Here is a 17146-nt window from a genome sequence, read left to right on the forward strand (position 1 = left end):
GACAAAGCCCGCGCCAAACTCGGCCGTGCTTATCCAGCCACCGCCAAAGACTCAAAATCACTGTGATGAACCACTAGTGCATCACAGCAGCAGTTATGGATTGCGCCAAATCATGGTTGGGAACAAGCAACAGCTTTCCTCGTAAGCGGCCGAGGACCGCGCTCGCGAGGGCCGGACCGTGGCATAGCCTTGATCCGGATCAATCAAGCCAGTCCACGGCTGAGACAGTCTTGCCAACCTGGAGGTGGCCAATGCAGCTTCGCTCAAGTGCCTTTTCCGACGGCTCAGCGGTCCCGCGCCGTTTCACCTGCGATGGAGAGGACCTCTCCCCACCCTTTGATTGGGAAGCCGCGCCTTCGACGACCCGCAGTTTCGCCTTCCTTTGTGACGATCCGGATGCCCCCGCAGGCAAATGGCACCATTGGGCCGCTTACGACATTGATGCTGACCAAACAGAGCTTGCCGAAGGTGCCGGCCGTGACAGCCGCATGGCGCGATTCAAGCAGGCCATCAACGACTTTCGCCGCGTCGGCTACGGCGGTCCCTGCCCGCCCCGCGGTCATGGACGTCACCGTTATCACTTTCGTTTGCTGGCCCTTTCCGTCGACCACCTGTCGCTCGGCGCCAAACCCTCCTGCCGCGAGGTCGAGCGAGAAGCACGCAGACATGTTGTCGCTGAAGCAACCCTCGTCGGGATCTATCAGCGATAGACTGTGGCGTTCAGCTTCTCGCGTCATCCCGGTTGAGCGAGGTGGTGAGCATCTGACCGGTGCGGAGCTCTGTTAGCACAATGAAGTAACGCAAAAAGCGAGGACAATCTGATGCGACATATCATGGTGGCCACTGACGGATCCAGCGGGGCGGATCGCGCGGTTGACGTGGCGGCGGAGATCGCCAGAGCGTCATCGGGCGATCTGTTGATCGTAACAGTTGCGGATAGCCAGGCATTTGAGGAAGCGCAGCAATTGGTGCGAACCGAGGGTAGCGTTGGCGACGTGCTGGAAGCATTGACGACACAGACGCTGAAGGCGGCCGAGGCGCGCGCCCGCCACCTTGGCGTATCCCAGACCACATTGCGGGTAGGCTGGGGTGACGTCACCCGATCATTGATCGATATCGCCAAGGACGGCCCGGTCGATATGATCGTCGTTGGCCGGCGCGGTCGCGGCCAGTTGGCGGGGCTGTTGCTTGGCAGCGTCTCCCAGAAGCTTGTCAGCCTGGCTCCCTGTGCCGTCGTCGTCGTCCCCTGAATGCAAAACCCGCAGGTTGGCGGTACCTTTCGAGCTTCCGGACCGACCCTAGCCCTTGACGCAAATCAGCGGCCGCAGGCGCGCCACACTTCGGGCGAGCCCTGCATGCTCGGCCGCGGCCACGACCGCACCGACGTCCTTATAGGCACCGGGGGCTTCCTCGGCCACGCCGCGTGTCGACGGCGACCGGATCAGGATCCCCTGTGAGGCGAGATCATCGACGATCTTGCGGCCGCTCCATTGCTTGAGCGCGGCGTGGCGGGAAAGCGCCCGGCCCGCTCCATGACACGCCGAAGAGAACGCCTTCGCCTCGCTCGTCGCTTCGCCGGCCAGAACGTATGAGCCCGTGCCCATGCTGCCACCAATAAGTACCGGCTGGCCGACCGGACGCAGGGCCGCGGGCAGGCTCTCATGTTCAGGGCCAAAGGCCCGGGTTGCGCCCTTGCGATGAACGAACAGATCACGCCGCTTTCCGTCCGCGAGATGACGCTCGACCTTGCACGTGTTGTGCGAGACATCGAACAATAGGCGCAGTTGCTTATCCGGAAAGAAATGCGCGAAGACGCGGCGGACGTAGTGGCCGAGAATCTCGCGATTGGCGAGCGCGCAATTGATCGCCGCCCGCATCGCGCCGAGGTAGCGTTGACCGACTTCCGAATTGATCGGCGCGCAGGCAAGCTCGCGGTCGGGAAGATCAATACCGGCCTCCTTCGCGGTCACGACCATCTCTTTCAGAAACTCGGTTCCGATCTGATGGCCGAGGCCGCGCGAGCCGCAGTGAACGGTCACGACAACGCCGTCCTGTACGAGCCCGAAGGTATCTGCGACCACCCTATCAAAAATCTCGGCTACCGCCTGGACCTCGAGATAGTGATTACCCGAGCCAAGCGTTCCCATTTCCCGGCGCTGGCGTTCCTTGGCGCGGTCCGACACGAAATCCGGCCGGGCGCCAGCCATCCGCCCTTGTTCCTCGATCCGTTCAAGGTCGCGCATTTCTCCCCAGCCGCGCGCAACTGCCCAATGGGCGCCCCTCGCGAGCATCGCCTCCATCTCAGCCGCCTCCAGCGTGATCGCGCTTTCGCTGCCCACGCCGGCCGGGATCTGATGAAACAGTGAATCGGCGAGCTGCTTCTGTACGGGAAGGATGTCGGCGACTGACAGCCCCGTCAGCATCGTACGTACGCCACACGATATATCGAAGCCGACGCCGCCGGCGGAGATCACGCCACCGCGATCCGGATCGAACGCCGCCACGCCGCCAATCGGGAATCCATAACCCCAATGTGCGTCCGGCATGACATAGGAGGCCTGCACGATCCCGGGCAACCTCGCGACGTTCGCCGCCTGCTCGAGAACCTTGTCATCCATGTCCTGGATCAGGTTTTCGTCGGCGTAGATGATCACCGGGACGCGCATCGTTCCCGACGGCTCGACGCGCCACGTCGTGCCATCGACACGGGTAAATCGAGCAGGGTCCATTGCAGACCTCCATCATACATCGACAATGCAGGCGGCCGACCATCTACCGTCAGTGTCCTTGGCGACCCTCAGCGCGGTATAGGTCGCGCCCTTGGGTTCACAGGCTGGAGCATGCCGTTCGACGTCGACCGGCTCGCCCCACAGTGTTCCTTCAAGGCGGTCATTCTCAATTCGGACCAGAAAGCGTCCAAACAGCATATTGCGAACGGCCATTTCGTAGATGATGGCATTGAGCCATTCGACGAACAGTAGTTCGAGGTCCGGCGCTTGGCATTTTAGCCGAACGGCAATTTTCGGATTCACTTCCGCCTGCGTGACGACCGCCATCAGGGCACAAGCTGCCTGCTCGAACGCTTCGGCAGGTGTCGCGCCCCACCCCCGCAGTCCGACGTCAGCATCATGCGGAAAATGTTCCCATTTCCTCCTCTGCTCAGTTGGCAAGGCGGAACTCATGGTCATTCAGCCAAACGCCTCTATCCCAGCCGCAAAGCGCGGCTGCAATGAAAGCAACAAATGAGCGGCATCACTTGATCTCGCGCAAACACCCCGGCCGCCTCGGGCGGAAAGATTACAAATAATTCGGGAGATACCTATGGCAGCTCTTCAGGATCTCAGCGTGGCCGTGTCTGAGACAGAGGCTTGGGTCGATGACGTCATGCGCCGTCTCGGCTGGCATGACCGCGAGCGGGTCTATATGGTTCTGCTGGCGACCCTGCATGGGTTGCGTGACAGCCTTCCGCAAGATGAGGCGATATACATCGGAGCGCAGCTGCCGCCATTGTTGCGCGGGCTCTATTACGAGGGATGGCATCCAGGCGCCCATCTGGCAGCGAAGAGCAGAAGCGCCTTCCTTGATCGGATTCACGATAGCGTCCATCGCGACCTCGCCATCGATGTGGAGGATGCCGCCCGGGCGGTGTTTGCCGCACTCGCGGCGCGTTTGCCCGCTGGCGAACTTGAGGACGCCAAGGCCGCCACGCCAAAGCCGCTTCACAATCTTTGGCCAAGCTGATCTGGCCATGAGCGCAACACCGCGATCATCAACCGATCCTCGGCCAACGCGATCCGTAAGGCTGTTCCTCTGCGGCGACGTCATGACGGGACGAGGCATTGATCAGGTGCTGCCGCATCCCTGCGACCCCACGCTGCACGAAAACTACCTCGCTTCGGCAAAGGATTATGTCGGTTTGGCCGAGCAAGCGAATGGCCCAATTCCCCGAAACGCCGAGCCTTCGTACGTTTGGGGCGCCGCGCTCGATGAACTGAGCCGGATGCAGCCGGACGCCCGTATCATCAACCTGGAAACGGCCATTACCCGTAGCGATGACTACGCCCGAAAGGGCATCAATTATCGCATGAGTCCCGAGAATGCCGACTGCCTCTCCGCCGCAGGGATTGACTGCTGTGTGCTTGCCAACAATCACGTCCTCGATTGGGGACGGAGCGGCCTGTTGCAGACGTTAACGACGCTGGAACATCTGAAGATCAAGGCTGCCGGCGCAGGTCTGAATGCCTTCGAGGCCGCGGCACCGGCGGTGCTCGACCTTGCCGGCAAGCCGCGGGTACTTGTCTTTTCCTTCGGCGATGTGACGAGCGGCATTCCCCGCAGTTGGGCCGCCGCAACGGATATTCCCGGTGTCAACCTCCTGACGCAACTCTCCGAGGCGGTCGCGCAACGCGCCGCGGAATACATTGTCAGCATCAAGCAACCGGGCGATCTGGCCGTCGTCTCCGTTCATTGGGGTTCGAACTGGGGCTACGAAATCCCCGAAGAGCAACAGCGCTTCGCACGCACGCTCATCGATCGGGCGAATGTGTCGATCATTCATGGCCATTCATCGCATCATGCCAAGGCCGTCGAGGTCTACCATAAGCGGCTCATTCTTTATGGCTGCGGCGATTTCTTCAATGATTATGAAGGAATCCGCGGATACGAAGAGTATCGCAGCGATCTGGCGCTTATGTATTTCGCGGATATCGAACCGACGACCGGAGATCTTGCCGCGTTCGAGATCATCCCTCTTCAAATCAGGAAGTTCCGGCTCGAGCCCCCATCGAGGCAGGACATCGAATGGATGCACCAGACGCTCCAGCGGGAATGCCTGCAGTTCAAAACCGGCATTGTACTCGATCCGGGCGGCCGGCTTGGCCTTTCCCATCCGATGTCCAATCGACCTAACACCTGATGTCTCTCGCGAGTTCGTCTCCTTCGATACAGTCCGTGCCTGGCACGGTGGCAGAGCAGCCTCGCTTCGCCGAAGCATTCTGCTGCGGGATGGCGTCGCCGTCGGCCAACTTGATCCAGGTCAAAGGCCTTCGTCGATTCCGGCGCTTGAATGATTTTCTGCTGTGTGGAGGCAAGATTGGCGAAATACGGCAGTGAACCGTTTACGGGCGGGGATCTGCTCATGTGATGAACCAGTCTGCTGATGAAGCATAGCGGAAGGGCCCGCAGCCATCCTGTCCGAGCACCCCGGAGGAGACTTCGGTTCGACGGATGGGAGGCGCGGGCCCTGCGCTTCGTAAAATCCGAGCGCTTGCCTGCTCGCTTCGAACCCAAGCTTTCGAACCAAGCAAACGAGCGACAACAGGGACGGAGGGTATCCGCATGGAACCTTTTTCCGTACATATCGATCCCAAGCAGATTGTTCGCTGGGTCATTGCCGAGCATCGGATCGCTCCCTCGTCTCTGAAGACCGTCGCACGCCGCACAACCGAGGAACGCCAAATCCCGGCTCGCCCAGAACTTCATCTGGGCGATGAGGAGCGCGAGGACCTCCGCGAAATCGCCACCGTTGCGACCCTGGAGATCGCTCCCGCCCATCCGTCCGATGGCTGGCTGATGACCATTGTCGTTGAAGACGAGATCGGTCCGCGCGGGCCTGGTAGAGGCACGATGGTGGAGAATGACCAGCCAATCGACCTTGAAACCTTCAACAGCCAATTCATTCGCCCGGAGCGGGGAATGGCGACAGTCGTCGCCAAGACAGACGATGCCGCGGCCACGGCCCGTCTATCCGCCCTGCTCGCTTCGATCGAGAGCGACCGGCACGGCCCCGGCGTTGTCAAGCAAGAGCAGGCAAAATGAACGAAACCTTCGTACTGGCTTCGTGGTTTGGATCTGAGTATGCGGCAGAGGCCGTCGTGAGGAATTAATCGAATGGGCGCTTCAAAAACTCTCGTGGTTTTCTATTCGCGGTCGGGAACGACGCGCAGGATCGCTCAGGCTCTGTCCGAGGCCCTCCAATGCGACCTTGAAGAAATCGCCGAGCCCAAACCCCGGACCGGTTTTCTCGGTTACATGCGGTCGATTCTGGAGGCGAGGCTGAAGCGTCCTTCCACAATCACACCGAGACAGCACGACGTCTCCTCGTATGACCTGGTTGTCGTCGGCACTCCAGTTTGGGCCTGGTCGTTAAGCTCCCCGGTTCGGGCGTACCTGATGTCGACTGCGAGGCAACTGCCAGAGGTCGCATTCTTCTGCACCCTCGGAGGCAAGGGTAGTGAAAGCGCCTTTGCGCAGATGACGGCCATTGTCGGCAAGCAGCCTCGCGCCGTTTGTGCAATTACAGAACGGGAAGCATTGTCGGGACGCCATTTCGGCCGGCTTTCGGCGTTCGTGAAGGCGATCGAGAACGATCGTCCGAGCAAAAGCACAGTAAGCCGCTAATTGACCGAAGTTGAGAGGCGACAATGTTCATCGGCGTTCCAAAGGAAATCAAGACCGACGAATACCGTGTCAGCCTCACTCCAGAGACGGTCAAGGCGCTGAGCGCCAGGGGAAATCGGGTCGCGGTCGAGACCATGGCGGGCGCTGGCGCCGGCATCACCGACGAGGAATACATTGCCGCCGGCGCCGAGATCATCGCGGATGCAGATCAGATATTTCAGCGCGCCGAACTGATCGTGAAGGTCAAGGAACCGCTGGCATCCGAACGGAAGCGCCTGCGACCCGGCCAGATCCTCTTCACCTATCTGCACCTGGCGCCAGATGCCCAACAGAGCCAAGATCTGATGGCATCCGGCGTAACAGCCCTCGCCTACGAAACCGTCACCGACGCCGCGCGAAAGCTTCCCTTGCTGGCCCCGATGTCGCGGGTTGCCGGCAGCATGGCGCCTCAGGTTGCCGCCCATTTCCTGCAACGTCCCCAAGGGGGCCGCGGCATCCTGCTCGGCCGCATCGAGGGCCTGCCAGCTGCTGAAGTCGTGATTCTCGGTGGCGGCGTTGTCGGAAGCAGCGCGGCCGAGATGGCGATCGGCATGGGCGCCAATGTGAGTGTCGCTGTGCACAGTGCCGAGACGATGCGCCACGTGTCGCAGCTCTTTGGCAAGCGTATCCGTCTGGTTACGGCCGATGCCGGCGAGGTCGAAGATCTCTGCACCGCCGCAGACGTGGTGATCGGCGCCGCCCTCGTCGCGGGTGGCACGGCGCCCAAGCTCATTTCGGGGCGCACCGTCGCGGCCATGAAGCCCGGCTCCGTCATCGTCGATGTTTCGATCGACCAGGGTGGCTGCGCCGAAACTTCGCGCCCGACGACGCACTCACAGCCGACCTTTGTGGTTGACGGCGTCGTGCATTACTGCGTGGCAAACATGCCCGGCGCGGTGCCGCGAACATCGACATTCGCGCTCGACAATGCGACGCGGCCGTTCGTTCTGGCCCTGGCGGACAAGGGATTCCCGCGAGCATTGATCGACGACCCGCATTTGCGCAATGGACTCAATGTTCACGACGGCAAGATCACTTGCCGCGCCGTGGCCGACGCCTTGCGGCTACCCTTCACCGCCGCGATCGACGTCCTGAAATGAGAACCAGCGCGCCGGTGCGCCCCGGAGCTTGATGCACGTCAAGGCCGGCGCCACCATTTAGCCTGAAATGCGCTGCGGATCAGGAGCATCACGTGGACGCCGGCATTACAAAGACCGTGGTTCGGCCGCTGACGGCCAAACAACTCTATCGTCCCACCGACCTGTCGGGCCTGACGTTCTCAACCACGGCAGAGTTACAGCCGATCGACGGGCTTGTCGGTCAGGCCCGCGCGGTCGAAGCGATCCGATTTGGAACACGGGTGGCCAAGACCGGTTTCAACCTCTTTGTGATCGGTCCCAACGGCGCCCGCATGCAGGATGCCGTCAAGACCATGCTGGCTGCGGAGGCGGCGGGAAAGCCCGGCCCTTCCGACTGGGTCTATGTCAATAATTTCGCCGATCCGGCCAAGCCGATCGCCATCGAACTGCCGGCGGGCCGCGCACGCAATTTTCACGACGCGATGAACAAGCTGATCGACGATCTTAAATCGGCTCTGCCCGCGGTGTTCCAAGGTGAGGATTATCAGCGGCGCCAAGCCGCCATCGACGAATCATTCCAGAAGCGGCAAGGTGAGGCCTTTTCCGCGCTGCACGACAAGGCCGCCGAAAAGGATATCGCCATCTTGAGGACGCCACTCGGCTTTGCGCTGGCGCCGACCAAAAATGGCGAGGTCGTCTCGCCCGATGAATTCAGCAAGTGGCCTGAAGCCAAGCGACGCGAAGTACAGGCTGCCATCAAGGAGCTGGAGAAGGAGCTTGAGCATATTGTTCGGCAAATCCCGCGGTGGGAGACAGAACGGCGCGATGAAGCGCGTCAACTCGGCCGCGACACGGCGAAATACGCGGTCGACCAGTTGATCGAGGACACCAAGGACGCCTTCAAGGACATTTCGAGGGTGGTGCAACATATCGAGACGATTCGCGCCGACCTGATTGAAAACTTCGGCATGTTCGTCATCAAGCACGAGGATGACGGCAACGAGGTGCGCGATATCAGAACTGGCGGTCCGTTGGATCGCTATGAAGTCAACGTCCTCGTCACTCAGGACATCGACAGGTCTGTTCCGATGATCGAGGAGCTACATCCTGCGCTTGGCAACCTGATCGGCCGCATCGAGTATGTCGCCTTGCACGGCGCGCTATTGACGAACTTTCGCCTTATCAAGGCCGGCGCAATTCATCGCGCCAACGGCGGGTACCTGTTGCTCGACGCCAGGAGTGTGCTGCTGGAGCCGTTCAGCTGGGCGGCGCTCAAGCGGACGCTGCGGCGGGGCGAAATCGCGATCGAAGATATTGGCCGATTTCTCGGCCTGACCAGCACGGTATCACTGGAGCCCGATCCAATCCCGCTCAAGTTGAAAGTCATCCTGTTCGGCGATCGAATGCTGTATTTTCTGCTCGCTGCTCTCGATCCCGAAATGGCAGAGCATTTCAAGGTTCTTGCCGATTTCGAAAACGACCTCCCCCGAACGCCCGAGAACGAGGCCATCCTCGCGCGGCTGCTGGCGACCCTCGTGCAGCGCGAGGGCTTGAACGCCCTGGATCGCGATGCGGTGGCCCTCGTGCTCGAACATGCCGCCCGCTCGGCTGAACATGCCAGCAAGCTCTCGTTGGCCGTCGAACAGCTGCGTGAAATTTTGATCGAGGCGGACTTTTTTGCCCGCGAAGAAAAGCGCAGCGTGATCTCGCGCGCCGATGTAGATAACACCCTGAACGCCCGCATCCGGCGCGCCGCCCGCCTCCGAGACCGGACGCAGGAAGCCATCCTCGACAAGGTGGCGCTGATCGACACCGCAGGAACGCATGTCGGACAGATCAATGGCCTGAGTGTCACCGAGCTCGGTGGATTTTCATTCGGGCGCCCCACCCGCATCACTTGTCAGGTGAGACCAGGCAGCGGCAAAGTCGTCGATATCGAGCGCGAAGTCGAACTCGGCGGCCCGCTCCACTCGAAGGGCGTCCTGATTCTTTCCGGGTTCCTGGCAGGGCAATACGCGCTCGATACTCCGATGTCGCTGTTCGCCAGTCTGGTGTTCGAACAATCCTATGGCGGCGTCGAGGGGGACAGCGCGTCGTCTGCCGAACTCTATGCGCTGCTGTCGGCGCTCGCGGACGTGCCGTTGCGGCAGGACCTCGCGGTGACCGGATCGGTGAACCAGCACGGCGAAATTCAGGCGATTGGCGGCGTCAACGAGAAGATCGAGGGCTTCTTCGACATTTGCGAGAAGCGCGGGCTGACCGGAACGCAAGGCGTGCTGATCCCGCAGGCGAACGTCCAACATCTGATGCTGCGCAAAGACGTGCTCGATGCCTGCGCAGCCGGCCGCTTTGCGGTCTACCCGATCGCCACCCTCAATGAAGGGATAGCGCTGCTGACCGGGCTTGCCGCTGGCGTGCGCGGTTCAGACAGGTCTTATCCGCTTGACAGCGTCAATCGGCGAGTTGAAGACCGGCTGCGGGCCTTCGCCAGCATCCGAAGGAATTTCGCCAACCAGAGCAACAGCGGCGGAGCACCCGCCAACTAGCCATGCCGAAGGAACCTCACAGCTTCAAGCGGCTCGTGCTGGGACTTCAACCCGGCGCACACGACCGCACAATGCGGCTGGCCGTCGAACTTGCCGATCTGCTTCATCTCGATCTGCTTGGGCTGTTCCTTCAAGACAGCGGCCTGTACGACCTCGCCAGCATCCCCTTTTCGCGTGAGTTCAGGCCGCTCGGCGGCGGTTGGCACGCGATCGATCCGGAACGGTTGTCGCGCGATTTCGAGCTTGCCGCACGCAGCATCGAACGCAAGTTCATGGATGCGGCGAAACGCCTCCCCACCGGATCCCAGTTCGAGGTCGCGCGGGGTTCGATTGCGCAAACTTTCGCATCGGTCTCGCGAATCGACGACATCGTCATGATCGCCGAGCCCGGAAGCCCCGCCGAGCGGGCCACCCAGCAATTCTCTTGGCTGGTCGAGGGCGCTTTCCGGTCGGCGGCCGCCGTCATGCTCGTGCCGCCGCATATCGCGCGAACCAAGGGCCCCGTTGTCGCGATTGCGGCATCGTCCGGCGACCCTAGCATTCTCGGGGCTGCGGCTATCGCCTTCGCGGCGAAGGAAGAGCTGATCATCATCGAAACCGACGGCCTCGATGCCGATGATCCGCGCATCCGCAGGCTTGCCGACGACACCGGCCTTGTCATCAAACGGATGGCCGCCCCCAACGTCCGACTGGCCGATCCGGCGGCCTGCGCTCAGGCCTTCCGCCAGATCGCGGAGCGGTTGGTTGTCGTGACCCGCGGCGCCCTGGCCGAAGGAACGGCCTCGGCGATTACAGCCGCGCGACGAGTCCCCGTGCTGGTCGTCGAGCCGCCGGGAATGGCGGCAGATGAATCGACGCGGCCAACGGGCCGCTAAACACCGTTCGGCCCCCTTGGAAGTTCCGGAGCCGTGCCGAACGGGAGCGACGCAAGCGGTCTGTAGCCGGCTTCGCCCGGAGCTGGCGATTGCAAAAGCTCGATCGAACCAATGCGTTGCGTCAGCGCGAGCTCCCGATCGATCGGACATTTCCGCGCGATGGTGCGGCCATTTGCGCGAAGCCTGGCTAGCGTGACATGCGGCCGAAACGGTCGCTCATCCGTTTGCTCAAATGCAACAAGCAGCGAGGCGCGCAGTTGCGCCAAGTCCGGTCCGGCCGCGCATTCCACCCACAGAAACCGCGGGCGTCTCGGGTCCGGACCATATCCGACATGACGAAATTCCAGCACGAATTCGCCGAACCTGCCGGCGACGCCGCGAAGCTTCCCGACCGCACCTGGTATCGAAACCTCGTTCCACGGCGGTACCAGCGTGAGATGAATGTCGGCGGGAGCGATCAGGCGGACTGGAAATCGCTCCAGTTCGAGCGCCATCCTCGCGAGCCCGTCGGCGATCCCGGGCGCAATCTTGAGCGCGACGAAAACGCGCGCCCGCGGCGAACTGCCTGAGCCTGCAGTCGGGTCTTCCGATTGGTCCGATCCGCTTTCCGATACCTTTGGCACGCCAGCGCAATCTCCCGCTGGTGAGGACCGATCGCCCAGTCTCACTGGCTGAATCAACAACGGTACAATTCACCGCAACGGGAGAGATTAAGCGCTACCGGGGCAGTTGCGCGATTGATCTTGATCAAAACAACTGATGCCCAGTCTGCTCACCTGGCTGGCAACGGGCAGCTCGTCCCAGTATGCGCAGACCGAGGAGGTACCGATGGTAAAGGCCGATCCTGGCGCGACAGCATCTGCCACCCCTGACGATATCAAGGGCGCCTTGGGCGATCTCGATGAGACTCAGGTTCTGGCAATCATGTCGCTGCGACCGACGATGGCGGACATCGAACAAGCATCGGTATGGCTTGACGGCGATCCGGACGTGTTCGGCGCCGGCATGGCCGTAAAAGGCGTGGCCTCGGAAATTGTCGCAATCCTTACGGAGAATGAAGACGAGGAGCCACCGCGTACGGGATGATGGTGCGCGCGAGAGCCCGTCGAAGCCCGCTTGACGCACATCAAACCGAGCCCGATCCGCCACGAGTAGACTGCGTCTCTCAGACGAGAGGCAGCAGATATAGATCGATCCTGTCATCTGAAACGAGCGGAGGGCGTTATGAACACATCAGGCGTCGCCGGACTTGATCACACCGTTCAGGAAACCAATGTTTGGCTCAAGGCAGTTGCTGAGCAGTTGCATTTTGAGGATCGCCACCACGCTTACATAGCGCTGCGGGCCGTGTTGCATGCGTTACGCGACCGGTTGCCACCCGAGGTCGCCGTGCACTTCGGCGCTCAGCTTCCGACCCTGGTGCGCGGCGTCTACTATGAAGGCTGGCATATGGCCGGAAAGCCGACCAAAGATCGTAGCGTCCAGGAATTTGCCGACCACGTTTTGCAAGCATTGCCGCCACGATTTCCGATGGATCCGTTGACTGTGGCCCGCGGCGTGTTCGAGACCCTCTGGGAGAAGCTCGATCCGGGCGAGTTTGCAAAGCTGATGGACCACCTGCCCGCTTCCCTCAGAACTTTGCGGCCCTAATCATGCAAGCAAAGCTGAGTTCAATTCCTGCGCAGCACCGAGGCAAACGGCAATGATCTTGGTCAAGCGACACCGTGGGAGCGGTGGATATGCATGGTTGCTCCATGAATAACGGGATGCACCTTGTGTCTGACAGGCAATCCCCACCCGCCACCGCCCGTGAAATGGCGAGTCGGCAGCGCGAAATCTCCGTTTCAGAATTCTTTCTCAAGAATCGACATCTACTCGGCTTCGATACCCCCGCCAAGGCATTGGTCACCGCCGTCAAAGAGGCGGTCGACAACGCTCTCGATGCCTGTGAGGAAGCGGGAATACTCCCCCACATCAGCGTAGAGGTGAGCGACCGCAACGGCAAATCGCGGGTAATCGTGGAGGATAACGGCCCGGGAATCGTCGAAGGCCAGATCTCCCGTATTTTCGGCAAGCTGCTTTACGGTTCGAAATTCCACAAGCTCAGCCAGTCGCGCGGACAACAGGGCATGGGGATCTCGGCCGCGGGCATGTACGGACAGCTCACCGTCGGCAAGCCGCTGCACATCGTCAGCCGCGTCAAGGGCGAGAAGCTTGCCTCGGAAATGTATGTCTCGATCGATACCGCCAGGAACCAGCCGGACATCCACCGGAAAAAGCGGCTGAAGTGGGACCGTCCTCACGGCACGCGCGTCGAGATGGAGATGGAGGGCCACTATCAGAAGGGGCCGCATTCAGTCGAGGTCTATCTGAAGCAAGCCGCCATAGCCAATCCGCACCTCACCATCACCTATAAGGACCCGCACGGCGAGGAGCTGCATTTCACCCGCAGCACCAGGGAGCTCCCACCCCGACCGGTCGAGATAAAGCCCCATCCCTACGGCATCGAGCTCGGCCGGCTGATCCAGATGTTGAACAACACCAAAAGCCGCACCTTGCTGCGGTTTCTGGTCGACGAGTTTTCCTGCGTCGGGACCAAGACGGCGCTCAAGGTCATTGAACTCGCCGGCGCACATTCCGACAGGAAACTAAGCGACCGCTCGCATCCGAAGCACATCGCCCACGTGCAGGCGGCGGCGCTGCACAAGGCCCTTCAAAAAACCCGCATCCAGGCACCGCGGACCGACTGCATCGTCCCGATCGGCGAGAAGCAACTGTTGGACGGGCTGCACAAGGAGCTGGAAGCCGACTTCTTCACCGTCACCACCCGGCCAGCCGCCGCCTACCGGGGCAACCCGTTCCAGGTCGAAGTTGCCATCGCCTATGGCCGCCCCGGCGGGGCCGGCGTTGAAGTCGACGCAAGCGGCCACATGCGCAAGAAGGAAACGCCTGAAACGCGTGCTGCTGAACACCTGATAGCGCAGAAGGACGAGCCCGTTCGCCTGCTGCGGTTTGCGAACCGGGTACCGCTGCTCTACCAGCAGGCCAGCTGTGCGATCACCAAGGCCGTCACCCAGACGAACTGGCGTGGCTACGGCCTGCACCAATCGAAAGGCGCCTTACCGGTCGCCTCGATGGCGATCCTGGTTCACGTCGCATCCGTCTGGGTACCCTACACTTCCGAGTCCAAGGAGGCCATCGAGCCCTATCCGGAAATCCTCAAGGAGATCAAATTGGGACTGCAAGAATGCGCACGCAAGCTCGCGCATTACCTGCGCCACGAGACGCAACTTCACCAGGAATATGACAGGCGGGCATACATTGAGAAATACCTGCCACATATCGGCGTCGCGCTGCAGGACATCCTCTCTCTCAGCGATAGTGAACGCGACTCTACCATGACGAAGCTCGACGACGTGCTCCACAAGAGCCGCACCATGCAAAGGCCCGAGCCATGAAAATGAGCAGCTCCGACGCCACGCTCAGCGATCTGGATGACAAGACCATCACGCTGATTGAATCGATTGCCGGACAGGTCCGCGCCAACATCGAAAGCGGAAAGCTGCCGGACATCAAGCTGCCGGTCCGCAGTCTTGACAATGTCACATATGATGAAGCGAAGGGCTATTTCGAACTCGGCGACGCCCGCAAGGTGCGCTCGCTGACGGTAAGCACCGCGCGGTCATTCGCGCAGACCCTGCGCTTGATGGCAACCTCACGGGCGATGGTCGAGCATGACGACTTCGCCACCAAGCGTGAAGTCTATTACATCAGCAAGAACTGGGGAGATTGCCGCTTCGACGAACAGGCCGAATCGGACGCCATCATGGACGACATAGAGGCTATGGCGTCGATGCAGGGGCTGTCACGAGAGCAGCTGCGCTTCTACCCGGAATCCCACGGCGGCTCGGTCGCGGGTCGACTGACCATCGTCGACAGAAATCCCGCGACGGGAGAAGCCATCGAGATCGACTGCACCAACCTAGGGAGTGGTGCCTACAGCATCCCGCGCTCGGTCGAACATCTGACCTTCCGCACCGACGCACGGTTCATCCTCGCGATTGAAACCGGCGGCATGTTTCAGCGCCTCAATAATCACCGGTTCTGGGAGACGGCGCGATGCATCATCGTCGAAATGGGCGGGGTCCCGACCCGCGCCACACGGCGCTTCGTTCGCCTGCTTTCCGACAAGCAGAACCTGCCGGTCTACTGCTTTGTCGATTGCGACCCTTACGGATTTACCAATATTTACCGCACGCTCAAGGTCGGCTCCGGCAATGCGGCTCACATAAACCGTTTCCTGTGCGTGCCGCAGGCACGCTTCCTCGGCGTCACACCCCAAGACATTGTCGACTTTGGACTTGAGGACGCGACCCACAAGCTTGAAGCGACTGATATCAAGCGCGCTCAAGACGCACTCCAGAATGATCCATTCATCAAGGCTCATCCCCAGTGGATCGCCGCGATCAAGCAATTGCTCCAAATGGGCGTTCGCGCCGAGCAGCAGGCGCTGGCCAAATGGGGCCTCAATTACGTTATCGACGATTATCTGCCAAGGAAGCTTGCCAACGTGAACGGCTTCCTGCCATAGCCTCGTTCTACTGGTACAGGGATCTGATCAGGGCGGCAGGACAGGGATGAAAGCGGACTTCTCAGAACAAGCCTTTCAGTGCGTGCTGCTTGCGGACATCGGCGGGACCAACGCGCGCTTTGCGGTTCTGGCCGATGGAATGGTGCGCGAGATCGCCCGTATGGCTGTCAGCGACTACCACAGCTTTCCCGCAGTTCTCAGCGCGTATCTGGGAAAACTGCCGGCAGCGGGCTCGATCCGGTCCGCGATCCTTGCAGTTCCCGGCGCGATACGAAACGGCCGCTGTGAGCTCACCAACAATCCCTGGGTGATCGATGCCGCAGATTTGCGCGCTGCCTACGGATTTTCCACTGTGCGTCTGCTTAATGATTTCGAAGCGGTGGCATGGTCCCTGCCCCGTCTGTCCGGCGACAAGCTCCTGCAGATTGGCGGGCAACAAGCCGTCGAAGGAGCGCCTCTCGTAGCGCTCGGCCCCGGCACTGGTCTCGGAATGGCGACCAATATACCGCATGGACACGACCACCTCGTGCTTTCAAGCGAAGGCGGCCATTCGACCATGGCTGGCAACTCGGAGCGGGAGGACGCCGTCATCGCCTACTTGCGGCAACGATTCGGACATGTTTCGTCAGAGCGCGTTCTTTCCGGGAGTGGGCTGGAGAACCTTCACGAGGCTCTTGCGGTCCTGGACGGCATTGTCTTGCCAAAGCGCCGCGCCGCCGAGATCACCCGGGATGGCGTTGAAGGCACTTGCGCGACGAGCCGCGCCGCGATCGAAATGTTTTGCGCGATGCTCGGGACTGTCGCCGGCAATCTCGCACTGACGCTCGGGGCGAAGGGCGGCATATATATCGCCGGCGGCATTCTTCGCCACATGCCCGATTATTTTGCCAGATCGCAGTTCCGCGCGCGCTTTGAAGACAAGGGGCGGAGTCGCAAGTATCTCGAGCCAATACCGGCCTACCTTGTTCTGGACGAAGACGTCGCATTCATAGGCCTCCGCCACCTGGCGGAGGTCGAAGGCATTGGCTGAAACCCCACCGGCACCGATCGCTCGCAAACAACAGCCCCCCGGCTTCCCCCGAACGAGCAGCGGCCAGGTTCGTAATTAATTGATCTCGCTCAACTTGGAAGCGGCAGCGAGGCTCATAAAGAGCCACATTCTGGGATTCCGGAGGCGCAAGATGGCCAAATCCCCATCTCTCCCCAACCTGTCGATCTCGCCGGAAAAAGCGTATTTCATCGTCGCCAAAGCTCGCCAATTCGACGCCAAGGACGGCGTCACCGACCCGGAATCTGGCTCCAATGCGAGCGATGACGGCATGCGTTCAGTGCTGGAGGACCGACAGGATGATCCGGTTCGCGCCGAACTGACAAGCTTTATCCATGATTTGAACGAGGACGAGCAGATCGATCTTGTCGCCCTCACTTGGCTCGGCCGCGGCGACGGAGATATCGAGAATTGGGACGAACTTCGCGCTGAAGCCGCACGTGCACATAACAAGCGAACGGCCGCCTATCTGCTGGGAATGCCCTTGCTGGCCGATCATCTGGAAGAAGCGCTCTCGAAATTCGGCCACTCATCGGAAGACGTCGAATCCGACCTATTCTGACAGGCAA

At 61.0% G+C, this 17146-nt stretch carries 18 protein-coding genes; 15 read left to right on the forward strand and 3 right to left on the reverse strand.

Going from position 1 to position 17146, the window contains the following annotated elements; genetic code table 11:
* Positions 1–251: 251 nt before the first annotated feature.
* Together JQ624_RS20625 and JQ624_RS20630 are read left to right on the forward strand one after the other, a co-directional pair.
* On the forward strand, positions 252–710 hold the full coding sequence (locus JQ624_RS20625; RefSeq protein WP_212420753.1) for a YbhB/YbcL family Raf kinase inhibitor-like protein: 459 nt from the start codon (positions 252–254) through the stop codon (positions 708–710).
* Positions 711–821: 111 nt separating this feature from the next.
* Positions 822–1250: a universal stress protein gene (locus tag JQ624_RS20630; protein ID WP_212420754.1), complete on the forward strand. Its 429-nt coding sequence runs from the start codon at positions 822–824 to the stop codon at positions 1248–1250.
* A 48-nt stretch (positions 1251–1298) separates the two neighbouring features.
* Here the strand turns inward: JQ624_RS20630 and JQ624_RS20635 are convergent, their stop codons facing one another.
* Together JQ624_RS20635 and JQ624_RS20640 are read right to left on the reverse strand one after the other, a co-directional pair.
* Positions 1299–2729, reverse strand: a complete 1431-nt coding sequence (locus tag JQ624_RS20635) for an RtcB family protein (RefSeq protein ID WP_212420755.1) — start codon at positions 2727–2729, stop codon at positions 1299–1301.
* Positions 2730–2741: 12 nt separating this feature from the next.
* Positions 2742–3188: an archease gene (locus tag JQ624_RS20640; protein WP_212420756.1), complete on the reverse strand. Its 447-nt coding sequence runs from the start codon at positions 3186–3188 to the stop codon at positions 2742–2744.
* A gap of 133 nt (positions 3189–3321) precedes the next feature.
* On the opposite strand from JQ624_RS20640, the gene JQ624_RS20645 reads away from it, so the two are divergent.
* The 7 genes from JQ624_RS20645 to JQ624_RS20675 all read left to right on the forward strand — a co-directional run bounded on the left by JQ624_RS20645 (position 3322) and on the right by JQ624_RS20675 (position 10938).
* On the forward strand, positions 3322–3741 hold the full coding sequence (locus JQ624_RS20645; protein ID WP_212420757.1) for a DUF2267 domain-containing protein: 420 nt from the start codon (positions 3322–3324) through the stop codon (positions 3739–3741).
* Positions 3742–3748: 7 nt separating this feature from the next.
* Positions 3749–4915: a CapA family protein gene (locus JQ624_RS20650; RefSeq protein ID WP_212420758.1), complete on the forward strand. Its 1167-nt coding sequence runs from the start codon at positions 3749–3751 to the stop codon at positions 4913–4915.
* 422 nt (positions 4916–5337) lie between these two features.
* Positions 5338–5817: a hypothetical protein gene (locus tag JQ624_RS20655; RefSeq protein ID WP_212420759.1), complete on the forward strand. Its 480-nt coding sequence runs from the start codon at positions 5338–5340 to the stop codon at positions 5815–5817.
* 72 nt (positions 5818–5889) lie between these two features.
* Positions 5890–6399: a flavodoxin gene (locus tag JQ624_RS20660; protein WP_212420760.1), complete on the forward strand. Its 510-nt coding sequence runs from the start codon at positions 5890–5892 to the stop codon at positions 6397–6399.
* 23 nt (positions 6400–6422) lie between these two features.
* Entirely contained in the window at positions 6423–7538 is a 1116-nt protein-coding gene (ald, locus tag JQ624_RS20665; protein WP_212420761.1) for an alanine dehydrogenase, read from the forward strand.
* A gap of 92 nt (positions 7539–7630) precedes the next feature.
* Positions 7631–10063: an AAA family ATPase gene (locus JQ624_RS20670; protein WP_212420762.1), complete on the forward strand. Its 2433-nt coding sequence runs from the start codon at positions 7631–7633 to the stop codon at positions 10061–10063.
* A gap of 2 nt (positions 10064–10065) precedes the next feature.
* Entirely contained in the window at positions 10066–10938 is an 873-nt protein-coding gene (locus tag JQ624_RS20675; RefSeq protein ID WP_212420763.1) for a hypothetical protein, read from the forward strand.
* Here JQ624_RS20675 and JQ624_RS20680 read toward each other — a convergent pair.
* The gene (locus JQ624_RS20680) at positions 10935–11561 is read right to left on the reverse strand and encodes a 2'-5' RNA ligase family protein (RefSeq protein ID WP_212420764.1); all 627 of its coding nucleotides are present in this window, start codon (positions 11559–11561) and stop codon (positions 10935–10937) included. The two genes, JQ624_RS20675 and JQ624_RS20680, sit on opposite strands and share 4 nt — an antisense overlap.
* 205 nt (positions 11562–11766) lie before the next feature.
* Between JQ624_RS20680 and JQ624_RS20685 the strand changes: the two genes are divergently transcribed.
* The 6 genes from JQ624_RS20685 (at position 11767) to JQ624_RS20710 (ending at position 17139) form a co-directional block, all read left to right on the forward strand.
* Positions 11767–12024 carry a hypothetical protein gene (locus tag JQ624_RS20685; protein ID WP_212420765.1) on the forward strand — a complete coding sequence of 86 codons (258 nt, stop codon included), beginning with the start codon at positions 11767–11769 and terminating at the stop codon, positions 12022–12024.
* A gap of 138 nt (positions 12025–12162) precedes the next feature.
* Positions 12163–12588: a DUF2267 domain-containing protein gene (locus JQ624_RS20690; protein ID WP_212420766.1), complete on the forward strand. Its 426-nt coding sequence runs from the start codon at positions 12163–12165 to the stop codon at positions 12586–12588.
* Positions 12589–12662: 74 nt separating this feature from the next.
* Entirely contained in the window at positions 12663–14396 is a 1734-nt protein-coding gene (locus JQ624_RS20695) for a DNA topoisomerase VI subunit B (RefSeq protein WP_212420767.1), read from the forward strand.
* A 2-nt stretch (positions 14397–14398) separates the two neighbouring features.
* Positions 14399–15529: a DNA topoisomerase IV subunit A gene (locus JQ624_RS20700; RefSeq protein WP_212420768.1), complete on the forward strand. Its 1131-nt coding sequence runs from the start codon at positions 14399–14401 to the stop codon at positions 15527–15529.
* A 46-nt stretch (positions 15530–15575) separates the two neighbouring features.
* Positions 15576–16559: a glucokinase gene (glk, locus tag JQ624_RS20705; RefSeq protein WP_212420769.1), complete on the forward strand. Its 984-nt coding sequence runs from the start codon at positions 15576–15578 to the stop codon at positions 16557–16559.
* 151 nt (positions 16560–16710) lie between these two features.
* Positions 16711–17139 carry a DUF3775 domain-containing protein gene (locus tag JQ624_RS20710; protein ID WP_212420899.1) on the forward strand — a complete coding sequence of 143 codons (429 nt, stop codon included), beginning with the start codon at positions 16711–16713 and terminating at the stop codon, positions 17137–17139.
* The last annotated feature ends 7 nt before the right edge of the window (positions 17140–17146 follow it).

This window comes from Bradyrhizobium sp. AUGA SZCCT0283 (assembly GCF_018130385.1).
In the GTDB taxonomy this organism is placed as follows: Bacteria; Pseudomonadota; Alphaproteobacteria; order Rhizobiales; family Xanthobacteraceae; genus Bradyrhizobium.

Excerpts from the sequence above, each read along its gene's own strand:
- glk (WP_212420769.1), top strand. The coding sequence starts at position 15,576 with ATGAAAGCGGACTTCTCAGAACAAGCCTTTCAGTGCGTGCTGCTTGCG.
- JQ624_RS20700 (WP_212420768.1), top strand. The coding sequence starts at position 14,399 with ATGAGCAGCTCCGACGCCACGCTCAGCGATCTGGATGACAAGACCATC.
- JQ624_RS20650 (WP_212420758.1), top strand. The coding sequence starts at position 3,749 with ATGAGCGCAACACCGCGATCATCAACCGATCCTCGGCCAACGCGATCC.
- JQ624_RS20660 (WP_212420760.1), top strand. The coding sequence starts at position 5,890 with ATGGGCGCTTCAAAAACTCTCGTGGTTTTCTATTCGCGGTCGGGAACG.
- JQ624_RS20710 (WP_212420899.1), top strand. The coding sequence starts at position 16,711 with ATGGCCAAATCCCCATCTCTCCCCAACCTGTCGATCTCGCCGGAAAAA.
- JQ624_RS20690 (WP_212420766.1), top strand. The coding sequence starts at position 12,163 with ATGAACACATCAGGCGTCGCCGGACTTGATCACACCGTTCAGGAAACC.
- JQ624_RS20685 (WP_212420765.1), top strand. The coding sequence starts at position 11,767 with ATGGTAAAGGCCGATCCTGGCGCGACAGCATCTGCCACCCCTGACGAT.
- JQ624_RS20655 (WP_212420759.1), top strand. The coding sequence starts at position 5,338 with ATGGAACCTTTTTCCGTACATATCGATCCCAAGCAGATTGTTCGCTGG.
- ald (WP_212420761.1), top strand. The coding sequence starts at position 6,423 with ATGTTCATCGGCGTTCCAAAGGAAATCAAGACCGACGAATACCGTGTC.
- JQ624_RS20625 (WP_212420753.1), top strand. The coding sequence starts at position 252 with ATGCAGCTTCGCTCAAGTGCCTTTTCCGACGGCTCAGCGGTCCCGCGC.
- JQ624_RS20640 (WP_212420756.1), bottom strand. The coding sequence starts at position 3,188 with ATGACCATGAGTTCCGCCTTGCCAACTGAGCAGAGGAGGAAATGGGAA.
- JQ624_RS20645 (WP_212420757.1), top strand. The coding sequence starts at position 3,322 with ATGGCAGCTCTTCAGGATCTCAGCGTGGCCGTGTCTGAGACAGAGGCT.
- JQ624_RS20675 (WP_212420763.1), top strand. The coding sequence starts at position 10,066 with ATGCCGAAGGAACCTCACAGCTTCAAGCGGCTCGTGCTGGGACTTCAA.
- JQ624_RS20635 (WP_212420755.1), bottom strand. The coding sequence starts at position 2,729 with ATGGACCCTGCTCGATTTACCCGTGTCGATGGCACGACGTGGCGCGTC.
- JQ624_RS20630 (WP_212420754.1), top strand. The coding sequence starts at position 822 with ATGCGACATATCATGGTGGCCACTGACGGATCCAGCGGGGCGGATCGC.